Origin of the sequence: Amphibacillus indicireducens (assembly GCF_039539605.1) — a bacterium.
GTDB classification, from domain to species: Bacteria; Bacillota; Bacilli; order Bacillales; family Amphibacillaceae; genus Amphibacillus; species Amphibacillus indicireducens.
Genome location: NZ_BAABDL010000096.1, coordinates 1 through 19,813 on the forward strand (window position 1 = coordinate 1; position 19,813 = coordinate 19,813).

General features: G+C 36.5%; 19 protein-coding genes. 15 read left to right on the forward strand and 4 right to left on the reverse strand.

Annotated features, from left to right (window positions below):
- Positions 1-95 precede the first annotated feature (95 nt).
- Positions 96-632 carry a DUF3298 and DUF4163 domain-containing protein gene (locus tag ABD814_RS09080; RefSeq protein ID WP_344912426.1) on the forward strand — a complete coding sequence of 179 codons (537 nt, stop codon included), beginning with the start codon at positions 96-98 and terminating at the stop codon, positions 630-632.
- A gap of 64 nt (positions 633-696) precedes the next feature.
- Here ABD814_RS09080 and ABD814_RS09085 read toward each other — a convergent pair whose 3' ends face one another.
- Complete coding sequence (locus tag ABD814_RS09085) at positions 697-1,533, reverse strand: MurR/RpiR family transcriptional regulator (RefSeq protein WP_344912427.1); 837 nt, start codon at positions 1,531-1,533, stop codon at positions 697-699.
- Between the two features lie 183 nt (positions 1,534-1,716).
- Between ABD814_RS09085 and ABD814_RS09090 the strand changes: the two genes are divergently transcribed.
- From ABD814_RS09090 to nrdG, 6 genes are all read left to right on the forward strand, one after another.
- Positions 1,717-2,595 (forward strand): DUF8171 family membrane protein, encoded by an 879-nt coding sequence (locus ABD814_RS09090; protein WP_344912429.1) that lies wholly within the window; start codon positions 1,717-1,719, stop codon positions 2,593-2,595.
- Positions 2,583-4,301, forward strand: coding sequence for an ABC transporter ATP-binding protein (locus tag ABD814_RS09095; protein WP_344912431.1), 1,719 nt, complete (start codon positions 2,583-2,585; stop codon positions 4,299-4,301). Before ABD814_RS09090 ends, ABD814_RS09095 begins: the two co-directional genes overlap by 13 nt.
- Positions 4,285-5,112 carry an energy-coupling factor transporter transmembrane component T family protein gene (locus tag ABD814_RS09100; protein WP_344912434.1) on the forward strand — a complete coding sequence of 276 codons (828 nt, stop codon included), beginning with the start codon at positions 4,285-4,287 and terminating at the stop codon, positions 5,110-5,112. The genes ABD814_RS09095 and ABD814_RS09100 overlap by 17 nt, the downstream gene beginning before the upstream one ends.
- A gap of 30 nt (positions 5,113-5,142) precedes the next feature.
- Positions 5,143-5,892 carry a PHP domain-containing protein gene (locus tag ABD814_RS09105; protein WP_344912436.1) on the forward strand — a complete coding sequence of 250 codons (750 nt, stop codon included), beginning with the start codon at positions 5,143-5,145 and terminating at the stop codon, positions 5,890-5,892.
- Between the two features lie 359 nt (positions 5,893-6,251).
- Positions 6,252-8,429: an anaerobic ribonucleoside-triphosphate reductase gene (gene nrdD, locus ABD814_RS09110; protein ID WP_344912438.1), complete on the forward strand. Its 2,178-nt coding sequence runs from the start codon at positions 6,252-6,254 to the stop codon at positions 8,427-8,429.
- Entirely contained in the window at positions 8,419-8,982 is a 564-nt protein-coding gene (nrdG, locus tag ABD814_RS09115; protein ID WP_344912440.1) for an anaerobic ribonucleoside-triphosphate reductase activating protein, read from the forward strand. Before nrdD ends, nrdG begins: the two co-directional genes overlap by 11 nt.
- 78 nt (positions 8,983-9,060) lie before the next feature.
- Here nrdG and ABD814_RS09120 read toward each other — a convergent pair whose 3' ends face one another.
- The 3 genes from ABD814_RS09120 to ABD814_RS09130 form a co-directional block, all read right to left on the reverse strand.
- Complete coding sequence (locus ABD814_RS09120) at positions 9,061-9,513, reverse strand: DUF1307 domain-containing protein (protein WP_344912442.1); 453 nt, start codon at positions 9,511-9,513, stop codon at positions 9,061-9,063.
- Positions 9,514-9,697: 184 nt separating this feature from the next.
- Complete coding sequence (locus ABD814_RS09125) at positions 9,698-9,883, reverse strand: hypothetical protein (RefSeq protein ID WP_344912444.1); 186 nt, start codon at positions 9,881-9,883, stop codon at positions 9,698-9,700.
- Positions 9,884-9,925: 42 nt separating this feature from the next.
- On the reverse strand, positions 9,926-10,105 hold the full coding sequence (locus ABD814_RS09130; protein WP_344912446.1) for a hypothetical protein: 180 nt from the start codon (positions 10,103-10,105) through the stop codon (positions 9,926-9,928).
- 71 nt (positions 10,106-10,176) lie between these two features.
- On the opposite strand from ABD814_RS09130, the gene ABD814_RS09135 reads away from it, so the two are divergent.
- The 8 genes from ABD814_RS09135 to ABD814_RS09170 all read left to right on the forward strand — a co-directional run bounded on the left by ABD814_RS09135 (position 10,177) and on the right by ABD814_RS09170 (position 19,700).
- On the forward strand, positions 10,177-10,749 hold the full coding sequence (locus ABD814_RS09135) for a hypothetical protein (RefSeq protein WP_344912449.1): 573 nt from the start codon (positions 10,177-10,179) through the stop codon (positions 10,747-10,749).
- Between the two features lie 520 nt (positions 10,750-11,269).
- Positions 11,270-13,501: a peptidase domain-containing ABC transporter gene (locus tag ABD814_RS09140; protein ID WP_344912451.1), complete on the forward strand. Its 2,232-nt coding sequence runs from the start codon at positions 11,270-11,272 to the stop codon at positions 13,499-13,501.
- Positions 13,494-13,961 carry an AraC family transcriptional regulator gene (locus ABD814_RS09145; RefSeq protein ID WP_344912453.1) on the forward strand — a complete coding sequence of 156 codons (468 nt, stop codon included), beginning with the start codon at positions 13,494-13,496 and terminating at the stop codon, positions 13,959-13,961. Before ABD814_RS09140 ends, ABD814_RS09145 begins: the two co-directional genes overlap by 8 nt.
- Entirely contained in the window at positions 13,958-15,457 is a 1,500-nt protein-coding gene (locus ABD814_RS09150) for a beta-barrel domain-containing protein (RefSeq protein ID WP_344912454.1), read from the forward strand. The genes ABD814_RS09145 and ABD814_RS09150 overlap by 4 nt, the downstream gene beginning before the upstream one ends.
- Before the next feature lie 50 nt (positions 15,458-15,507).
- A complete protein-coding gene (locus tag ABD814_RS09155) occupies positions 15,508-15,879 on the forward strand; it encodes a hypothetical protein (RefSeq protein ID WP_344912456.1) in 372 nt (123 codons plus the stop codon).
- Between the two features lie 96 nt (positions 15,880-15,975).
- The gene (locus ABD814_RS09160) at positions 15,976-16,668 is read left to right on the forward strand and encodes a hypothetical protein (protein ID WP_344912458.1); all 693 of its coding nucleotides are present in this window, start codon (positions 15,976-15,978) and stop codon (positions 16,666-16,668) included.
- Positions 16,665-17,048: a hypothetical protein gene (locus ABD814_RS09165; protein ID WP_344912460.1), complete on the forward strand. Its 384-nt coding sequence runs from the start codon at positions 16,665-16,667 to the stop codon at positions 17,046-17,048. Before ABD814_RS09160 ends, ABD814_RS09165 begins: the two co-directional genes overlap by 4 nt.
- A gap of 1,152 nt (positions 17,049-18,200) precedes the next feature.
- Positions 18,201-19,700: a beta-barrel domain-containing protein gene (locus ABD814_RS09170; RefSeq protein ID WP_344912462.1), complete on the forward strand. Its 1,500-nt coding sequence runs from the start codon at positions 18,201-18,203 to the stop codon at positions 19,698-19,700.
- The last annotated feature ends 113 nt before the right edge of the window (positions 19,701-19,813 follow it).

Sequence of the window (19,813 nt, forward strand, 5' to 3'; positions counted from 1 at the left end):
CTAACTGGCATTCACTTTTGGCAATTTAATGGGCAAATCACCTATAAAAAATCAAGTTATGAATAATGCAGGCAATCTATTTCCCTCGGGCTATCATGACTAAAAATCAACGGCTCGAAAACTTAATCAATCAGGCGATTGTCGATCAAACTCAGGAGCTGATCGACAAGCAAACAGACAATATGCCTACAACAGTCGAAGAAATGATCGGTTTATATGAACTGAAAAATAATCAACGTCAAGTCCTGAGTTTATCATTATCAAATTATACGTATCACTACCAAGCGGCCCACGGAATGACATTTATCAAGTCGTTAACTTTTGATCTTAAGAACGAGCAACTTTGTCAGTTGCAAGACTTGTTTAAACCGGGAAGTGATTATGTTGAAAAACTCTCCAACCTAATTAAACAGCAAATCAAACAACGGGATATCCCGACTTTGACGGAGTTTCAAGCGATCAAGCCAAATCAGGATTTTTACATCGCCGATAAGACGGTTGTGATTTATTTTCAGCTCTATGAGATGACGCCATATGTTTATGGCTTTCCGATGTTTCCGATCTCTGTTTATGATATTCAAGAGATTATCGATGAAAATGGTCCACTCGGGCGCATGATTGCCAGTCATTGAAAGATTCCAATCTAAAAAATACTTAAAGCCAATTGCACCAAGGGATTTAAGTGTTTTTTATTGATCAATTTGGAACGATATCTCGATATTTCTTGCGGAGTTCGCTTAGTTTTTTTAAGTTTTCTATTGAGCTTTCTTCTAACTCTTGACCAACGAGCATAATTAATGCTTCCACAACTGTGAGTGGCCCAATCATTGAGTGAAAATCCCAAATATCACCTCTGTCAGCATATAAAACATAATTGGCAAGCTGATTCATATCGGCAACAAGCTGGTCAGTAAATAAAATCGTCTCAATGCCTAATTCATTCGCATAATCAAGCAGCGCTTTTGATTCAGGTAATAGTTTTACAAATTGAAAGATAATGATGAGATCATTTTTTTCAAAATGGATCATTGATTCAAAGATGTCATGCCCGCTTTTGGCGACGCGTTCGACAGGGATGCCGAATCGTTTTAATCGGTGACTAAGCAATGTTCCCAAACCTTCTGAAGAAGAGGGGGCATGCAGAAAGACACGATCACATTTTATGATCGTTTGAACAGCATCCTTTAAGTCCTGGCGATTTAAGTGTGTGTGTGTCTGAAAAAGGTAGTCATAGTTTTGTTCAATAATTCGATTAAACAAATCATCATCGCCGATATCAAGCATAAAATTTCTCAGCTTATTTTCTGGTGTTGATTCGATGCGATTTTTTACATGAGTCTTAAAAGCTTTGAAATTCTTAAAGCCGGCGAGCTCCCAAAAGCGAGAAACGGTTGCAACACTGACTTCAGCTTCTTTTGCCAAATCCTCAATCGACATGTAGGCAATTTTAAAGCCTCTTTTCTCAACAACTTCGAGCACTTGTTGTTGCTTTGTTGACAGCTGCATTTTATCGAGATTTAAAAGTAGTGACATAATAATCAACTCCTTAGACCATTTTTCCTTATTATAAACGAAGATCTAATCGTTCTGTGTAAATTTATTTTCACAATTGAAATTATCTTACTTTATTTTATCCTCTCTTAACCGCCTCTTTACATGAAATTAATCTTTCCTATGTACGATAGAGATAGTTCAAAATTAGAGGAGGAAACAACCGTGCCAAATAGTTTAGAGAGAACAGAGTATACACAGTCACAGAAAATGATGATTTTTATTTTAGCAATGTCGCTTAATGGTCTTGCAAATTTATTTACAGAATTACTGCCAGAGTTTGAAATCGGGCCAATTGACATTTCAATCTCGTATCCAGCATTTATTCCAGTTATTTTGGTCATTCTATTTCATCCGCTCTATGCAGCACTTGGCGCTTCAGTCGGTGCGATCATCTTCGGAGATTTATTATTAGGTGATTTTGGCGGACTTGGTGAGGTCGAGGGGTTTTTACAAATTACATTGGCAATGTATATCGCAGGACTGCTTGTTAGGGATCCAACGAATCGAAAGCAAGTTGGAATCGCAGCACTGATGGCCGTTACAATTGATCAAGTTCTCGGTTCAATCGTCGATATCGGAAAAGTCTGGTTTGGAGTAGAGGAGCTCGAGGCCGTAGCAGGATTACCTGAAAGTATTTTGGCAATTGAAGCGTTCAGTTTCGTTAATAACATGCTCTTTACTGGAATCCTGTTTGGTTTAATTCCAACGCTCTATTTACTGCCAAGACTTTACGGGAAAATTGAGCCATTAATGGGGATGAAGCCACGCGTCAAAAACGACAGAGGTTCGATGACCGAATTTATTTCAGTTCGTTTAATCATTATTACGATTTTCCTAGGCTTTGTCGGGCTAGTCGCAGAATTCATGGCCGAGATGGATATTAACTTTGCTGTTTGGGAGCCTGAATTTCTTGAACAATTTGGCGATGGATTTATTTGGTTACCGATCTCTGCCGCAGCAATTATTTTAGTTGTCGTTGTCGGGATTGCAATAAAACTCGCAAATAAAAATAAAAAGGATGCAGAAGAATGGCCAGCATAAACCAACCAATTATCGAAGTTAAGGATGTTCACTACCAGTATCCTGGTGCTGAAGATCCTGTCTTAAAAGGCGCAAATTTAACCATCAACAAAGGTGATTTTCTTGCGATTATTGGTGGGAATGGAAGTGGAAAGTCAACGATTTGTAAGACGATCAACGGCCTGATCCCCCACTATTTTTCTGGTGACTATCAAGGAGAAGTACGTGTTAAAGGAAAATCAGTTAAAGAATTATCTGTTTCTGTTTTAAGCCACCTCGTTGGTTACGTTTATCAAGATTTTGAAAATCAATTAATGAAGCTAACTGTGTTCGAAGATGTTGCCTTTTCACCACTTAATTTCGGCTTCCCCGATTATAAGGAAAGAGCAATGCACGCATTAGAGCTGCTCGGGATCACCCATCTCAAAGACCAAACAGTCTGGGAATTGAGTGGTGGGCAAAAGCATTTAACTGCTCTAGCTGGCGCACTCGCACTTGATCCTGAAGTGCTGATCATTGACGAACCTGTTGCCCAGCTCGATCCACAACATGCAACTGAAATCTATGACAAATTAAAATATTTAAATGAAAGTTTAGGAAAAACAATTATCACGATTGAACACCATACCGAATTCATTGCCAACTACTGCAAACAAGTCGCGCTCATTGAAGATGGGCAAGTCAAATGGCATGAAGATGTGAGAACGGGTTTATTAAAAATTACTGAACGACATGGGGCAAAAATTTATCCGCCACAAGTGACGCAAGCAGCGATGTTGCTTAATGATTACCGAACAAAAGACGAGCTACCAATTACGGTACAAGAAGCGGTCACTTACTTTAAAGACTATTATTTTTATCCTGATTCTAATCGCCACAAACCAAATCTAAGACCAACAAGTTCAGCAATTTTATCAGTCAACGATCTACGATATGAAGTGAAAACATTAAATAAGCAACGAAAAACCATTTTAGATATTCCCGAAATGACGCTCTATGAAGGCGATCGAGTTGCGATTGTTGGTAATAACGGAGCTGGAAAAACAACCTTAATGAAAAGCCTGGCAGGAATCATTCGCCCACAAGCTGGAGAAATCACAATTGGCGACATCAACGTATTAAAAACGTCTGTGGAAAAATTGTCGAGCCATATTTCTTATATCTATCAAAATCCCGAGGAAATGTTTATCCAGGATACGATCAAAAATGATATCACTTATTTTGGAAAAGTCCGTAACCTTGAACAAACGGAACTCTATGAACAGATTGCTGAATCGTTAAATATGCGACATTTATTCCCACTTGATGGTCGTTTATTAAGTGGTGGTCAACAACGGCGGTCTTCAGTCGCAATTGGCTTAGCAATGTTACCAACGATTATGATGCTTGATGAACCAACAGCAAGCCTTGATATCGGCCACCGAAAACAATTGGTCGATATTTTGCACTCGATTAGAGATAGGATCAAAACAGTGGTGATTGCAACACATGACATGCAACTTGTTGCTGAATGGGCAACCCGTGTGATCGTGATGGAGCACGGGAAAGTCATATTTGATGGGACACCAAAGCTATTGTTTGATCGGGTTGAAATTTGGAAACAAGCAGGACTTAAACTCCCACAAATCGCGGAACTAAGTCTTGCCTTAAATATTCAGTCAACACTCTCAGTCGATGAATTTGTCGCACGCGTGAAGGAGGTAAGTGTCAATGGATTTAACGGCTAAAATTAAAAACGTCCTTAATGTTGAAACAATCAAGCTTGAATTGATTAAAACTGCTTTCGGAAAACCAGATGTTTACTTGGCTAAAATCGATCCAAGGGTGCTAATTTTTTGGTACTTGGTTGTCAGTCTTTTACCTTGGTTCACGTTTAACAATACAATTTTAATTACGATTATCATTTATACTGCATTTTTAGCAGTTGTATCAAGAGTGAGTCCACTGATCCTGAGTTTACTGGGAATAGGGATTATTACGGAACTATTTACGATTTTGTTTTTTTCAGCCATCTTTGGTGGTGGCTCACTCCAAGCTGTTCTACCACTTCTGACCTTATCGATGAAAATTTTTATCATGTCGATTGCGAGTGTATCTGTTTTTGCTAGTATGAGTCCTGAGAAACTGAGTGATGGTTTACTAAGTATCGGATTACCAGCCCAATTTAGTTTTTCAATTTCTTATGCCTACCGGATGCTTCCGATCTTGATTGATGAATTTCACCAAATTTTTCAATCGTTTAGATTACGTGGGAAAACGCCAGAAAATCATGGTTTTTTAAAATGGCGAATGGTCTACTATTATATCAAAGTATTTGTTAAATCGTTCTATCCACTGATGTTAAACGTCGCTAAGCGAACAAGGTTGACTGTTGAAGCATTAGAAGTACGAGGCTTCTCGTATTCGCTGCATAACCCTGAAGCAAAGAAACAAAAATTAGCTTATTTAAAACTTAGAAAGAAAGACTATCTTTTTATCGTTTCACAATTGATGCTTATTTTGCTGATTTTATGGTTTGGAAGCCAATTTCCATCCTAATTAACTAACTTTTTATAGAGGAGAATGTATATGCAGATTGATTTTCATACCCACGCCAACTTATCGAAAAAAATAACGACTTCATTAGAAGGCTTTAAAGAAAAAATGCGAGCAGCTAAGGAAAGTGGACTTACTGCGCTGGCAATAACAGAGCACTTTAATTCAGCAAATATTGTTGAACTCTATCAAACGCTTGAAACTGAATTCTCATATCAAGCAGACTATTATCAGATTGAAGGACTCAAAGTATTTTGTGGCCTAGAAGTCGATGTGAAAGAAACAGGTCATTTCTTAGTGATTGGAACACGCGAAGATATTCTAACGATGGCTCAAATATTAGTTGCTTTTCAAGATGAGGAAAACTTTATCACGGTCAAAGAATTAATCGCTCTCCTTGAAGACTTTAATGTTTTAAAAATAGGTGCCCATCCATTACGTGAATCAACACCTTGGCTTCACCATGATCGAGCAGTACTTAAGCAGTTTGATGCTTATGACTTAAATGGGAAAGATCTCTATACTTATGGATCAGGAATTGAAGAGCGTGTAAGAAAATTTGCGAAAAAGTATAATGTTCCGGTTGTTGGTGGTAGTGACACGCATCACCATTTACAATATGGCTCAATTATCAACATCCTTCCCGAATGTGATACGATCAATCAGCTAAGGAAAGTTATTCGAGCAGGCAATTACGAAACAAAAATTTCCCCGTGTTTATCAGAAAAAGTTAAAGCAGCCAATGAAGTAAAAAAAATGATTAAAGAGAAAACACTAGTTTAGCAGATTCAACAACACACCAAATTAGATTATCAGTCTGATTGGGTGTGTTGTTTTATTATTTAATCCAATTGAAAGTTGTCATAAGAGGCAAAATGACTCTTACTTAATTGAAGGGTGATGTCAAGCTTAAAATGTCAAAAAAATAAAAAAACACTAAATGTAGACACAAATTGTCCATTGACCCACCATATATTGCGTGATATATTAAAAATAACAGATCACATCGCGCAAGATGTTGAACAACCAAGGAAAAAAACCAATAAAATCCCTAAGGAGGGCGTACCTTTTAGGGATTTTTATGGGATTTATAAAATAACTTATCGAATAAACCGAATTGGATTGAAAGGGGAAAATACATAATGATAGACACGAAATTAGTCGAAAGAGCATCTGTTAAACTAGCAATTGAAAAGAGGGATGGTCGATCACAAAAATATGACCCTTTAAAAATAAGAAATGCATTAATTCAGGCCGTGCAAAAGTCAAACTTACCTTATTTAAAAGAAACAATCGAACAGATAACATCTGAAGTTGATGACATTATCGAACAAAATAAGCCGGCTTCTATCGATACGTCTTTAATTGATGAATATGTTTTGCAACGCTTACATAGCCATCAAATGAATGACTTAGCCGAAAGCTATGTTCAACGTCGAATCGAAAAAGAAAATATACGAAAAAACAGTCGCGATATTAATCAAAAAATTGACCAATTGTTAGATAAGGATCCAACAGTAGTGAACGAAAATGCTAACAAAGATAGTAATGTTTTTAATACCCAGCGTGATCTAACGGCCGGAAGTGTTGGAAAAACGATCGGCCTGAGAATGCTGCCTCCACATGTCGCTAATGCACATGAAAAAGGAGAAATTCACTATCATGACTTAGATTACACACCTTATGCGCCAATGACAAACTGTTGTTTGATTGATTTTAAAACAATGTTTGAAGAGGGGTTTGAGATCGGTAATGCTGAAGTGGAATCACCAAGATCGATTCAGACGGCAGCAGCACAAACAGCACAAATTATTGCCAACGTGGCGTCAAGTCAATACGGAGGTTGTAGCTTTGATCGAGTCGATGAAGTTTTAGCACCATATGCGCAATTAAACTATGAGAAAAATCTTCAAACAGCTCAAGAATGGATTGATGGTGCTGATCGTCAAAGGCAATTTGCGGTCGAAAAAACGAAAAAAGATATTTATGATGCGATGCAAAGCTTAGAATATGAAATCAATACACTTTATACCTCACAGGGCCAAACACCATTCACGACACTTGGTTTTGGTTTAGGGACAAGCTGGTTAGAGCGTGAAATTCAATCATCGATTCTTAAAATCCGCATTAAAGGATTAGGTAAAGAAAAACGAACGGCAATTTTTCCAAAACTCGTCTTCACATTGAAGCGAGGCGTTAACCTTGAAGCGAAAGACCCGAATTACGACATTAAACAATTGGCTCTAGAGTGTTCAACGAAGCGGATGTATCCAGACGTATTGAGCTATGACAAGCTTGTTGAACTGACAGGTAGTTTTAAGGTGCCGATGGGTTGTCGCTCATTCTTACAATCGTGGCAGGATGAAGATGGCAATGAAGTGACGTCAGGTCGAATGAACTTGGGTGTTGTGACATTAAATTTACCGAGAATCGCGATTGAAGCAGACGGGGATTTTGATAAATTTTATGGCTTACTAGATGAGCGACTCGCGGTGATGAAAGATGCGCTAATCTTTAAAGCCAAGCGAACGATGGAAGCAAGGCCAGAAAATGCGCCAATATTATATTTACACGGCGCTTTCGGACAAAAACTGAAAACAACAGATGAAGTAGCGAAACTTTTCTTAAATAAACGAGCAACGGCTTCCTTAGGTTATATCGGGCTCTACGAAGTGGCGGCTGCATTTTACGGCAAAGCATGGGAGGACAACCCTGAAGCGAAAAACTTCACGCTAGATGTCAGCAGGATTCTGAAGGCAAAGGCAGATAAGTGGGGCGATGAGACGAACATTCACTTTAGTGTCTATTCAACACCGAGCGAAAGCTTAACGGACCGTTTTTGCCGATTGGATCATGAAAAATTTGGTGCAATTGAAGAGATTACCGATAAAGGCTATTACACGAATAGTTTTCACTATGACGTTCGCAAAGCACCAACGCCATTTGAAAAAATTGACTTTGAAAAAGTTTATGCACCGTATACAAGTGGTGGATTTATCCACTATTGTGAATACCCGAAATTACAAACGAATCCGAAAGCATTGGAAGCTGTTTGGGACTATGCTTATGATCGTGTCGGTTATTTAGGCACGAACACACCGATTGACCATTGCTATGAATGTAATTTTGATGGCGACTTTAATCCAACTGAACATGGATTCGAATGTCCAAACTGTGGTAATACCAACCCCGAGACTTGTGATGTTGTCAAAAGAACGTGTGGCTACTTAGGCAATCCACAGAAACGTCCAATGGTTGAAGGCCGTCATGAGGAAATTTCCTCCCGCAAAAAGCATATGAAGGGATTTGATGCTAATTAAATCGATTCCGATGACATGGACTGCCGAGGCATTTAGTCTTGGCTATGTCGCAGATTATAAGCCGTACAATTTCGTCGATGGAGAAGGTGTTCGCTGCAGTCTATACGTTAGTGGTTGTCCGTTCGCGTGTCGCGGGTGCTATAACGTAGCAGCTCAAGATTTTGCTTACGGCAGTCCATATACGAAAGAACTAGAAGACCAAATTATCGAAGACTTAAAAGCCGATTACTGTCAGGGACTCACCCTGCTTGGTGGCGAACCATTCCTCAATACCCAAGTGACGCTGTCATTGTGTAAAAGAGTCAGAGCAGAATTTGGTTCGACAAAGGATATTTGGTCATGGAGTGGCTATACATTTGACGAGATAATCAACGGCAGTGATGATAAAATTGAACTTTTAAAATTAATCGATGTACTCGTTGATGGGAAATTTATTGAGGAAAAAAAGGATTTGAACTTAGCTTTTAGAGGGAGTTCGAATCAGAAAATTATTGATGTTCAACGTTCACTGCACTCAGGTAGCACAGTGCTTTGGCGTGATGGAGATTACTAAAAGATCAAGGTCGAGTCATTCACATTTTAGCTGAATGACTCGACCTTATTGATTAAGTGCTCTAACTCCATCTAACGATTAATCAACGATTTTATAACCCACTTCTTCCATCATCTCAACAGTCAGTTTTAAGCTAACGCCTTTGCTCGCGTCTCCATCAACGAATGACCCAGCTAATTCTGACATTTCATCAATATCAACAGCGTCATAATTGACTGTTACTGATTCAACTAAACGATCATCTAAGTAATCGAGCTGATGCTTCACACCTTCCGTAGAGTCATAGCCAACCAAAAATTCCGCCATCATTTCCTCTGCTTCTTCTGCAGTACTTACACCTAAAGCTTCATAAGTTGTTTCAGTTTTTGACGTTTGTTCGATGACCTTATCTCCTTCTGCGATCAACACAATTTCATTAGTAAAGCCATCTTCATCATAAACTAGTTTAGTCGTACTTTCTTCAGCAGACTGGCAAGCGACTAATGAAAAGAAAATTAATCCTAATAAAGCAAACTTAAACCATTTTTTCATCAAACGATTTCCTCTCCCTTTAATTTTTAGAAAGGCAATTTGAAGACACATCAACCATATTATAGAAGTGTGAATTTTCTAACAATAGGTAAAAAGACTCATATTTTACCTAATAAGAACCTGAATCAAACTCAATAATTAGCAAAGAGAAAGCACCTATCTATTATGACAGGTGCTTTCACCATTAATGAACAAATTCTACTGAGTAATTAATCGCATCAAAAACATCGATTAACTTGTCAAATTCCTCGATACTACCGCCATAAGATAATACGTATGCACGCTTGTTGGCGACATAGACTCTTTGAATTAGCGGATAACCTTCAGTTGTTCCGGTCAACTCAGCCCAGACCCGGCCATTAACATTCACTTTCTCAACGTTATCATACTCAATCGTTGCATCTGAATTTTGCTACAGTAAGTCAAGGTAATCATCCAAATCTAATTTTAACTCAGTTGGTAGTTCCTCGATCACCTCAAGCCCTTCAATGTCTTCGGCTTGATCTACTGGTTCGGTCTCACCCGTCGAGCACCCAGTCACTACGAGTAAAAAGCCGATCGTAATTAGCATGAAAAATTTATTTTTAATCAAATGATTGCCCTCCATTAAAAAATTAATCTACCCTTTTTCTAGAGTATGACCATTATTACTATGGTGTTGCTTTGCAGTTCACTCAAATATTTGCGGCCTCGATCGGGTTGATTGCAACATTTCTGCCAACTGCAGTAGTTGAGAATATCTCCTATTACCCAGTTTTCGGAGCAGGTGCGATGTATTTAAGCTCGATTACCGGTAACATTTTAAACATGAAATTGCCTGCGGTCGTCTCAGGACAAAAAATTGCAGAAGTTGAACCAGGAACGGAAAGAGGTGACGTGATTGCGATCATTAGTGTCGGTGTTTCATCACTGGTCACAATAACGATCTTAATCTTAGGAAATTTTGTTGTTGGTGAAGCTCTCGCGCCAATCTTAAGTCATCCTGTATTAAAACCTGGTTTTGATAACATTACCCCAGCCTTACTCGGTGCGATCACGATTCCGCAACTGATTAAAGTGAAGAAGCTAGCGATCACACCAATTATTTTAGCGGTTGGTGCATTTTTACTAATTGGTCCAGATAATTTTGGCTCTGTTCAAAGCTATGTTTTAATTTCCGTGATGGTGGTGTCAGTAGGGGTTGCTTACTTGCTCTATAAGCGTAGCAGCTTGAATCGTAAATTTAGATCAATGTGAAGAGTTTAAAAGTTAATCAACTACGCAATCTAACTTAATAAGATGATTATTAAAAAATAAAAGTAGACTCACATTCAATTTGGGATGTGAGTCTTTTTTGGTGGAGAAGATATTTTACTGTAATTATACAGAGAAATAAGTGTGTTGTTAAAAAAACATTATAATTTTATGGAAGTATGGTTATTTTTGATCGAGATGGAATTGAATGATTAATTGAAGTTATCTGGTTTTATGTTGTTCTTGAAAATATTACTGTATTTATACAGTAAACAGAGTGAATAATTAAAAGTCACACTATAATTTAACTCTATGAACAAAATTAGGGGAATTGGAGTTGAGATTAATTCTGATTTTTCTGAAAAAACTATTGACTTAACTTTATTTGGTGGTAATTTAAAGTTGAGTGGTTAAATATATCTATTCATATCATGTTAATTACTTAATTAAATAATATTACCTATTGTCAATGATTCATCTTATTATTCAAAGTTATCTAGTTTAAAAGACAGGAGGTTATCCATTGCGATTTAAAAAATGGCCGTGCACGATGCAACATGATGCTTCAGATTGTGCGGCAGCTGTAGTATCGACCGTTATGCTACGGTACAAAAAAGAATCAACAATTATGAAGATCCGTGAAATTATTGGTACTGATGCGTATGGAACAACGGTGAAAGGGATTATGGATGGTTTAGAAAAACTAAATTTTAATGCAAAAGCCATTCGAACGACAGTCGAGCAAATTACTCCTGATTTAACTTACCCAGCGATTGCTCAAATCCAAACAGAAGAAGGACTCAATCATTTTGTTGTGATACATAAGGTGACCAAAAAAGATCAAATGATTATTGCTGATCCAGCTAAAGGGATTGAAAGAAAAGATAAAGCTGAATTTGCCGAGCAATTTTCTGGTGTAATGATCTTTATGGTACCAACGACTGAATTTGAAATGATGAAGATGAAAGATAAAGGCATGTTTGAACTATTCGTTCAACTGATCTTGCCACAGAAAAAGCTCATGGGTGTGATTATTCTTGCATCTGTGTTACTAACCGCATTGGGGATTTTTTCAAGCTTTTTCTCGAAAATCATTATGGATGAGATTATTCCTTATCAACTAAAAAGAAGTCTCTATGTTTTTCTAATTGTGTTTGCTTTAGTGAGTTTAGTACAAAATCTAGTTTCATATTTTCGACAGCATATTCTACTATTCTTATCGAGAAAAATTGATATACCAGTGATGATGGGTTATTACAATCATATTATTCATCTACCATATAGTTTTTTTGGCTCACGTAAGATCGGGGATATTATTACTCGTTTTCAAGATGCGATGACAATCAAAGACATATTTACGTCAGTATCTTTATCGCTAGGTTTAGATATTACGTTAGCTCTATTTAGTAGTATTTTACTCTGGCGTCTAAATACGAACCTATTTATTATTCTACTCATTATGGTCGTAATTAATATTGCTCTTATATATATTTTCAAAAAGCCCTATCGAAAAATCAATTACGAACAGATGGAAGCAGGAGCCATGCTTAATGCTCAACTGATCGAATCAATGCAGAACATTGATACGGTCAAAGCCCATGCGAATGAACCAGAACAAATGCACCGATTAGAAAATCGCTTTGTTCATGCGTTAAAAATTGGTTATAAAGAAGGTGTTTTACAAAATGTTCAAGGGTTCATCTCAACGTTTATAAATTCAATCGGTAATGTGTTTATCCTTGGTGTTGGTGCGCTCATGATTATCGATGGTGAAATCAGTATTGGTGATTTACTTGTTTTTCAAACGTTGAGTCAATTCTTTATTGAACCTGTTCAAAACTTAGTTGGTTTACAAATTACCTTCCAAGAAGCACAAGTCGCGATGAATCGTTTGAGTGAGCTGATGTCATTGGAACGAGAAGATTCTGAGTCCGAACAACGGATTCAAGACGTTGATTTAAAAACAGATTTAACCTTTGAGAATGTGACATTTGGTTATGGCTCAAGACCACCTGTGCTAAAAGACTTTGACCTACAGATTAATCAAGGTGAAAAGATTGCTCTAGTAGGAGAAAGTGGTGCGGGTAAAAGCACGATTGCGAAGCTACTCTTAAAATTTATTATCCCGCAGTCAGGACAAATTAAGTTTGGTGATCACCAACTTTCAGACTTAGACCACCAACACTTGAGACAAAAGGTCGCTTATATCCCGCAAAAGATTGACCTATTTACAGGTACGATCATTGATAATTTAAAAATTGCCAATCCAGATGCCAAATACGAAGAGATTATTGCAGCCTGCCAACTAGCCGGCGCAGATACATTTATCGAGCGTCTCCAAAATCGTTACCATGCAATTATTGAGGAAGGTGGCAGTAACTTATCTGGCGGAGAGAGGCAGCGAATTGCGATTGCCCGTGCCCTATTAGCCAAAAGTGATTTATATATATTTGATGAAGCAACATCACATTTAGATTCCTTTAGTGAACAAAAAATCCAAGAAATTATTTTTAAACGGATTCAAGGTAAGACGACCATTATTATCGCCCATCGTTTGTCAACAATATTAAATTGTGATCGGATCTTCTTTATTGAAGACGGTCAGATCATTGAAACAGGTAATCATGAAAGTTTAATGAAACAAAATGGTCGCTATGCTAAGTTAGTTAAAGCACAAGGTGGATTTAATTTAGTTGGGAGTTCAAATTTAAATTCTCAGCAAAGCAATGATGATGAGGAGGTTTCTTATGACTAAACTTGAAGTGAAACAGAATAAAAAATTAGTCTTAAAACAGGTGTTAATAAAACAACACAAAAATATTGAGTTAGATAAATTTGAGGAGAAATTAAATCATTTCACAAATCAGCTACAATTATTCAAAGTCCAAACATTTGGTCCATTAGTGACGCGCAATGCAGGAACGACGATTCATGATGATGGAAGTTTGACGACTGATTACGAATTATTTATTCAAGCGCATGATTACAAACAATACAAACATTCTTTTCAAATTAAAGAACGTCTTGAATTTCCAAATTGCATTTATGTGAAATTTAAAGGCAAGCCAGAGGATCTCCAATATGCTCATTCAAAACTTGATTTGTATCTTTATGAAGAAGGCTTAACATCGCATGGTGATGTAATCACTGTTTTGGTAAATGAATACCCAGAATTGATTGAAGTTGACCTGTTTAGGCCGGTGTCAAGTCTATGAAACTCTATACTCGCAATGAATTAAAAGATGCACGTGTCTTTTTTGACAAACGGCCTCCCGGGTACATGACAGTCTTTATTATCTTTCTAGTTCTGTTCTTGATTTTTTCAGTTGTTGGGGCACAATTTGTCAAACGCCCCTATGTGGTAAAGGCACAGGGGACAGTCAGTGTTGATGGGACAAGTTATTTATCAACAAAAACACAAGGTGTGATTACGAATATTCATGCCGAAGCTGGGCAATTTGTAGAAGCCGGTCAAGTGATTCTTGAGCTATCATCTGGAAATGAAGGGTTACAAGCATCAGTCGTAGGTGCTCAAATTGCAGAACTAGAAGATACCTTATTGATTATGGATAAGTATGAACAAGCAATCGATCAGAAAGAAAATCTATTGAGCCAAACTGAAAAGGAATTGGAATACTATGGTAAGGTTGCTTATTACTTAGATACGCTTAACCAAGAGACTTATGATGCGAATAAAACAAACCGAGAGATTAGTGAGAAAAAGACAGAAATTGGTCAACTAAAGTCAGAGATTAGTCAATTAGAAGCGGAACTGACTCAGATTGAGACACAAATTGATGAAGATGAGAAGTTGACTAAAAAATCTAATGAGGATTTAAAGAAAAAAGAAGCTAGACAGCAAGATTTGCTCACTGAAGTAACTGATCTTGAGGAAAAATTAGAACAAACTGATCCTGATGAAACAATCATACAGAAACTGACTGTAAAGCAGTCAGAGCTTGATCAACTAACACAAGAAATTGATCAACATTACGAAAATATGGATACAGATTCTAGTCAAAGTAAACTCATGGAAAAGCAAGGAGAAATCCAAGCTGATTTAGAATCAAAAAAGGCAGAAGTTAAAGGACTTGAAGAAGAAATTAAACAACTGAACGAACAAGCTGATACACCTTATTCACAAGCTGAACAAACAAGACTTCAATTACTTAGTGAACTTGGTGAAAAAAGAACACAAATTCAAAGTCAGTTAACTGAACTAAGAGCGAATGAAGGTGTTGCAACTGAACAGGATACAATCCATGTCGTAACAGCAACAAAATCTGGGATCCTTCACTATTTACAACCACTTTCAATTGGTATGTCTCTTCAGCAAAATCAAATTGTTGGTGAGATTGCGACTGATGAAGAAGGCTTTTACGTTGATAGTTATATCCAAGCTCAAGATCGAAGTAAAGTAGAAGTCGGACAAACTGTTAATGTAGCTGTTATCGGTGTGAATAATTACCGTTTTGGCACGATCACAGGAACAGTTGAATTTATCGAACCTGGAACGATTCAAAATGAAACAGCAGAAGGTGTGATTAGCTTTTATCGAGCAAGGGTTAGTTTAGACGAAGACTTTTTAGCTAGTAAATCAGGAGAAGTTGTTGAAATCATTCGTTCAATGCCGATTGAAGCTAGAATTGTTTACCAAGAGGAATCCTATTTAGAGTGGTTACTAGATTTATTGAATTTAAGATCAAATTGATATTTTAGCCATTAGGCTTTAATATAAAAAATTAAAGAGGAGTGTTAGGAATGGAAATGGTATTACCAGCAAGTTATGCAGTAATTGAGCAAGAGGAAATGTTGTATTTAGACGGGGGATTCTATATGAACAAAGGAACAGTAAGGAGTATTGTTCATGCACTAGGTTTTAGTGCAGCACTCAATGTTGCAACAATAACTGCAGCTATAAAAATAAATTCCGTATGGATGGGAGTAAAATTTGGGGCAATAGGTGGTGTAGTTGGCTCATTAGCAGGTGCAGCCCTTGGTACTTGGGTTAATAGTCAGGCTTTTGTTATTGCTGATAACTTAGTAACTGCTTATGTTCATGGTAAAGGTGTAAAGTGGGGTCTAGGTGTTAGTTGGGCTATAATACCTGGTTTAACTGGTACTGTTAAGTAATAGAATTATAAGTATAGATAATGGGGATATAAATATACTAATAGAATTGTATATTTGTATCCCCTACACTAAAAAATTTGCGAGGTATATAAAAAGATGTTAAAACAAAGATCAAAATTACTATTTATCAGTATGGTTTGGACACTCGTGTATGGTTTATTGTTAAGACCCTCGCCCGAAGAGATAGAAGGTATGCAAGCTATTATTGTTGTACTTATTGTCTGGCCTGGGTTTTTAATTTTCCAAATACCCCTTTATGGGATTTTTAAAAAATATCAGAATCGAAAAATTTATAATTTATTGTTTTTTTTAAAGTTAGCCTTATTTTTAATTCAACCGGTGATTATAGACTTTCAATTATACAATATACTTTTTTTAACATCAATTTTGGGTATTTTACTTATTGATTTTCATGTGATGACTCTAGAAAACAAAGTAAACTTGAAAGAAGTGGATGTTTCAGATCAAGAAAAACAAAAGATATTTGATCAGTATAAGACGAGTTGGTTTCTTATGGGGTCAGTGGTGCTACTGTTTAGTCTATACTTTCAGCTTGGAGAAGGGAACTACACGATTATTGTTTATCATAGTTTATTCTATGTGTTTTTCGTTCTAAGAAAACAAGAACCAAAAATAAAGTATATCTCTATACAATTGCTAGGCTTGTTGGTTGTTTATCTTTTAGCGATACTTAGTGCTCCGGAGTTGCTAAAGGGTATCCTGCTAATTGCTGTTTTAATACTTATATACCTAGTAACCAAACTAGTTTATGAGCATTCTAGTAGATGATTTTTGGAAATTGGGGAGGCACTTTGCTCAAATACCACAAAACTCTTATGTTATCAAACAAAAATAAATACGCAGCTTTAATCATAATGCTAGTCGTTTCCACTTTTATTACCATTTCAGCTACTCAATCATTCATTGCGGAGGACACTAGTTTACCGACATTGTTTATCATTAGTGTTTTACAAGTTTTATTCTTTATCCAATATCTTCTTATCCGTCTATTGTATCGTGGGGAGTTACTTGTTTTGAATCAAGACTCTATTCATTTGTTTGTCATAGGAAAACGTGCAAAGAGAAAAGTGCTCTTGAATAAAAAGGAACTGGCGAAACAGTATGGCATTAAGTGTTATACAACATTTATTGAAATAATTATTTATTAGGGGAGAGATGAATATGAGGAAAAACAACCAAAATATCATATCAAATATAAAAAATAGGCCATTGTGGTTAAAAGTTCTTGGAATTATCTCTATTCCCGTGTTTGTGTTATCGGTGATTGTAATTCTTTTTGCTTTGTTAGTGAATTGAGAAATAATGAAAACTATTTTTAAAATTTCAGTAGATGAATTTTGAAAGATATAATTAAATGAAGATATGAGGGGTTAACTAATGTTTAAAAAATATTTTCTATTACATTATCAAAGCTTGATCGTTCAAGTAATGATAACGAGTATTTTGATCTTTGTACTTGCATTTCTTTTTAGTAAGTTTTCGAGTTTATCATTTAAGGAAATTGCTCTTTCAATTGGAGTTGGCTCTATCATTGTGTTTCCTATTTCATTAATTAGAGACTATGTAAAATGGTCACGCCAGATTGATTAAAATTTTAAAATTAGTTGATACACATGTGTCTTGTACACAAACGGTGAATAGCCGGATTATTTATCCTTAGTGTTTCTTTTGAGATTCAAATATTGAGTATTTGAGTTTACTTTTAATTTTTATTGTCGGAGGTGTACTTATGCTCAAATTACATAAAATCTTGATGCTTTCAAACAAAAATAAATACGCAGCTTTAATCATAATTATAATCTTTTCCTCTTTCATTACTGTGTCAGCTACTCAATCATTCATCGCAGAGGATACTGGGTTACCGACATTGTTTATCATTGGTGTTTTTCAAGTTTTATTTTTAGTACAGTACCTTTTTATCCATTTACTGTATCACAGAGGGTTGCTTGTCTTGAATCAATACTCGCTTCAAAACCTGAGAACAGAAAAAAATTAGGTTCGATTGGGGAAGAGAGTTTGATAGAGGTCGGTAGCGAAGTCATTTTGTTAGATAATCAATTGGCCATACCAGTGGCACCTTAATGAAGTAAATTTTGTCAATTATATATTAACAATTAATGATGTCACTCTAAAACAACCTTACCAACCAAGATATGAGAGGATCTCCACTATGCCCATTCAAAACTTGATTTATATCTTTATGAAGAAGGCTTAACATCGAATGGTGACGTGATTACTGTTTTGGTAAATGAATACCCAGAACAAATTGAAGTTGACCTATTTAGGCCGGTGGTAAGTCTATGAAACTTTATACTCGCAATGAATTAAAAGATGCACGTGTCTTTTTTGACAAACGACCTCCCGGGTACATGACAGTCTTTATTATCTTTCTAGTTCTTTGCTTAATTTTTTCAGTTGTTGGGGCACAATTTGTCAAACGTCCTTATGTGGTGAAAGCTCAAGGAACAGTCAGTGTTGATGGAATAAGCTATTTATCAACGAAAACACAAGGTGTGATCACGAATATTCATGTTGAAGCTGGACAATTTGTTGAAGCGGGTCAAGTGATTCTTGAGCTATCATCTGGAAATGAAGGGTTGCAAGCATCAGTGGCAGGTGCGCAAATTGCTGAACTAGAAGATACGTTGTTGATTATGGATAAGTATGAACAAGCAATTGAGCAGAAAGAAAATCTATTGAGCCAAACTGAAAAGGAGTTAGAATACTACGGCAAGGTTGCCTATTACTTAGATACGCTGAACCAAGAGAATTATGATGCGAATAAAACAAACCGAGAGATTAGTGAGAAAAAGACAGAATTTGATCAACTAAAGTCAGAGATTAGTCAATTAGAAAAGGAATTGAATCAGATTGAGACACAAATTGACGAAGATGAGAAGTTGACTAAAAAATCTAATGAGGATTTAAAGAAAAAAGAAGCTAGACAGCAAGATTTACTCGCTGAAGTATCTGATATTGAGGAACAATTAGGACAAGCTGATCCTGATGAAACAATCATACAGAAACTGACTGTAAAGCAGTCAGAGCTTGATCAACTAACAAAAGAAATTGATCAACATTACGAAAATATGGATACAGATTCTAGTCAAAGTAAACTCATGGAAAAGCAAGGAGAAATCCAAGCTGATTTAGAATCAAAAAAGGCAGAAGTTAAAGGACTTGAAGAAGAAATTAAACAACTGAACGAACAAGCTGAGACACCTTATTCACAAGCTAAGCAAACAAGACTTCAACTGCTTAGTGAACTTGGTGAAAAGAGAAATCAAATTCAAATCCAATTAACAGAACTAAGGGCCAATGAAGGTGTCGCAACTGAGCAGGATACAATCCATGTCGTAACAGCAACAAAATCTGGAATCCTTCACTATTTACAACCACTTTCGATTGGTATGTCTCTGCAGCAGAATCAAATTGTTGGTGAGATTGCGACTGATGAAGAGGGATTTTACGTTGATAGTTACATCCAAGCCCAAGATCGAAGTAAAGTTGAAGTTGGACAACCTGTCAATGTGGCTGTTGTGGGGGTGAATAATTATCGTTTCGGTACACTCTCAGGAACAGTTGAGTTTATCGAACCTGGAACGATTCAAAATGAAACAGCAGAAGGTGTGATTAGCTTTTATCGAGCAAGGGTTAGTTTAGAAGAAGGCTTTTTGGCTAGTAAATCAGGAGAAGTTGTTGAAATCATACGTTCAATGCCGATTGAAGCTAGAATTATTTATCAAGAAGAATCCTATTTAGAGTGGTTACTAGATCTATTGAATTTAAGATCAAATTGAGATTGATATTACAGCCATTTGGCTTTAATATAAAAAATAATGGTAGTGTAAAAAGTTCTATGAAAAGATACTGAATTGGAGGATGAATTCAAAATACAATATGTTTTTTGATC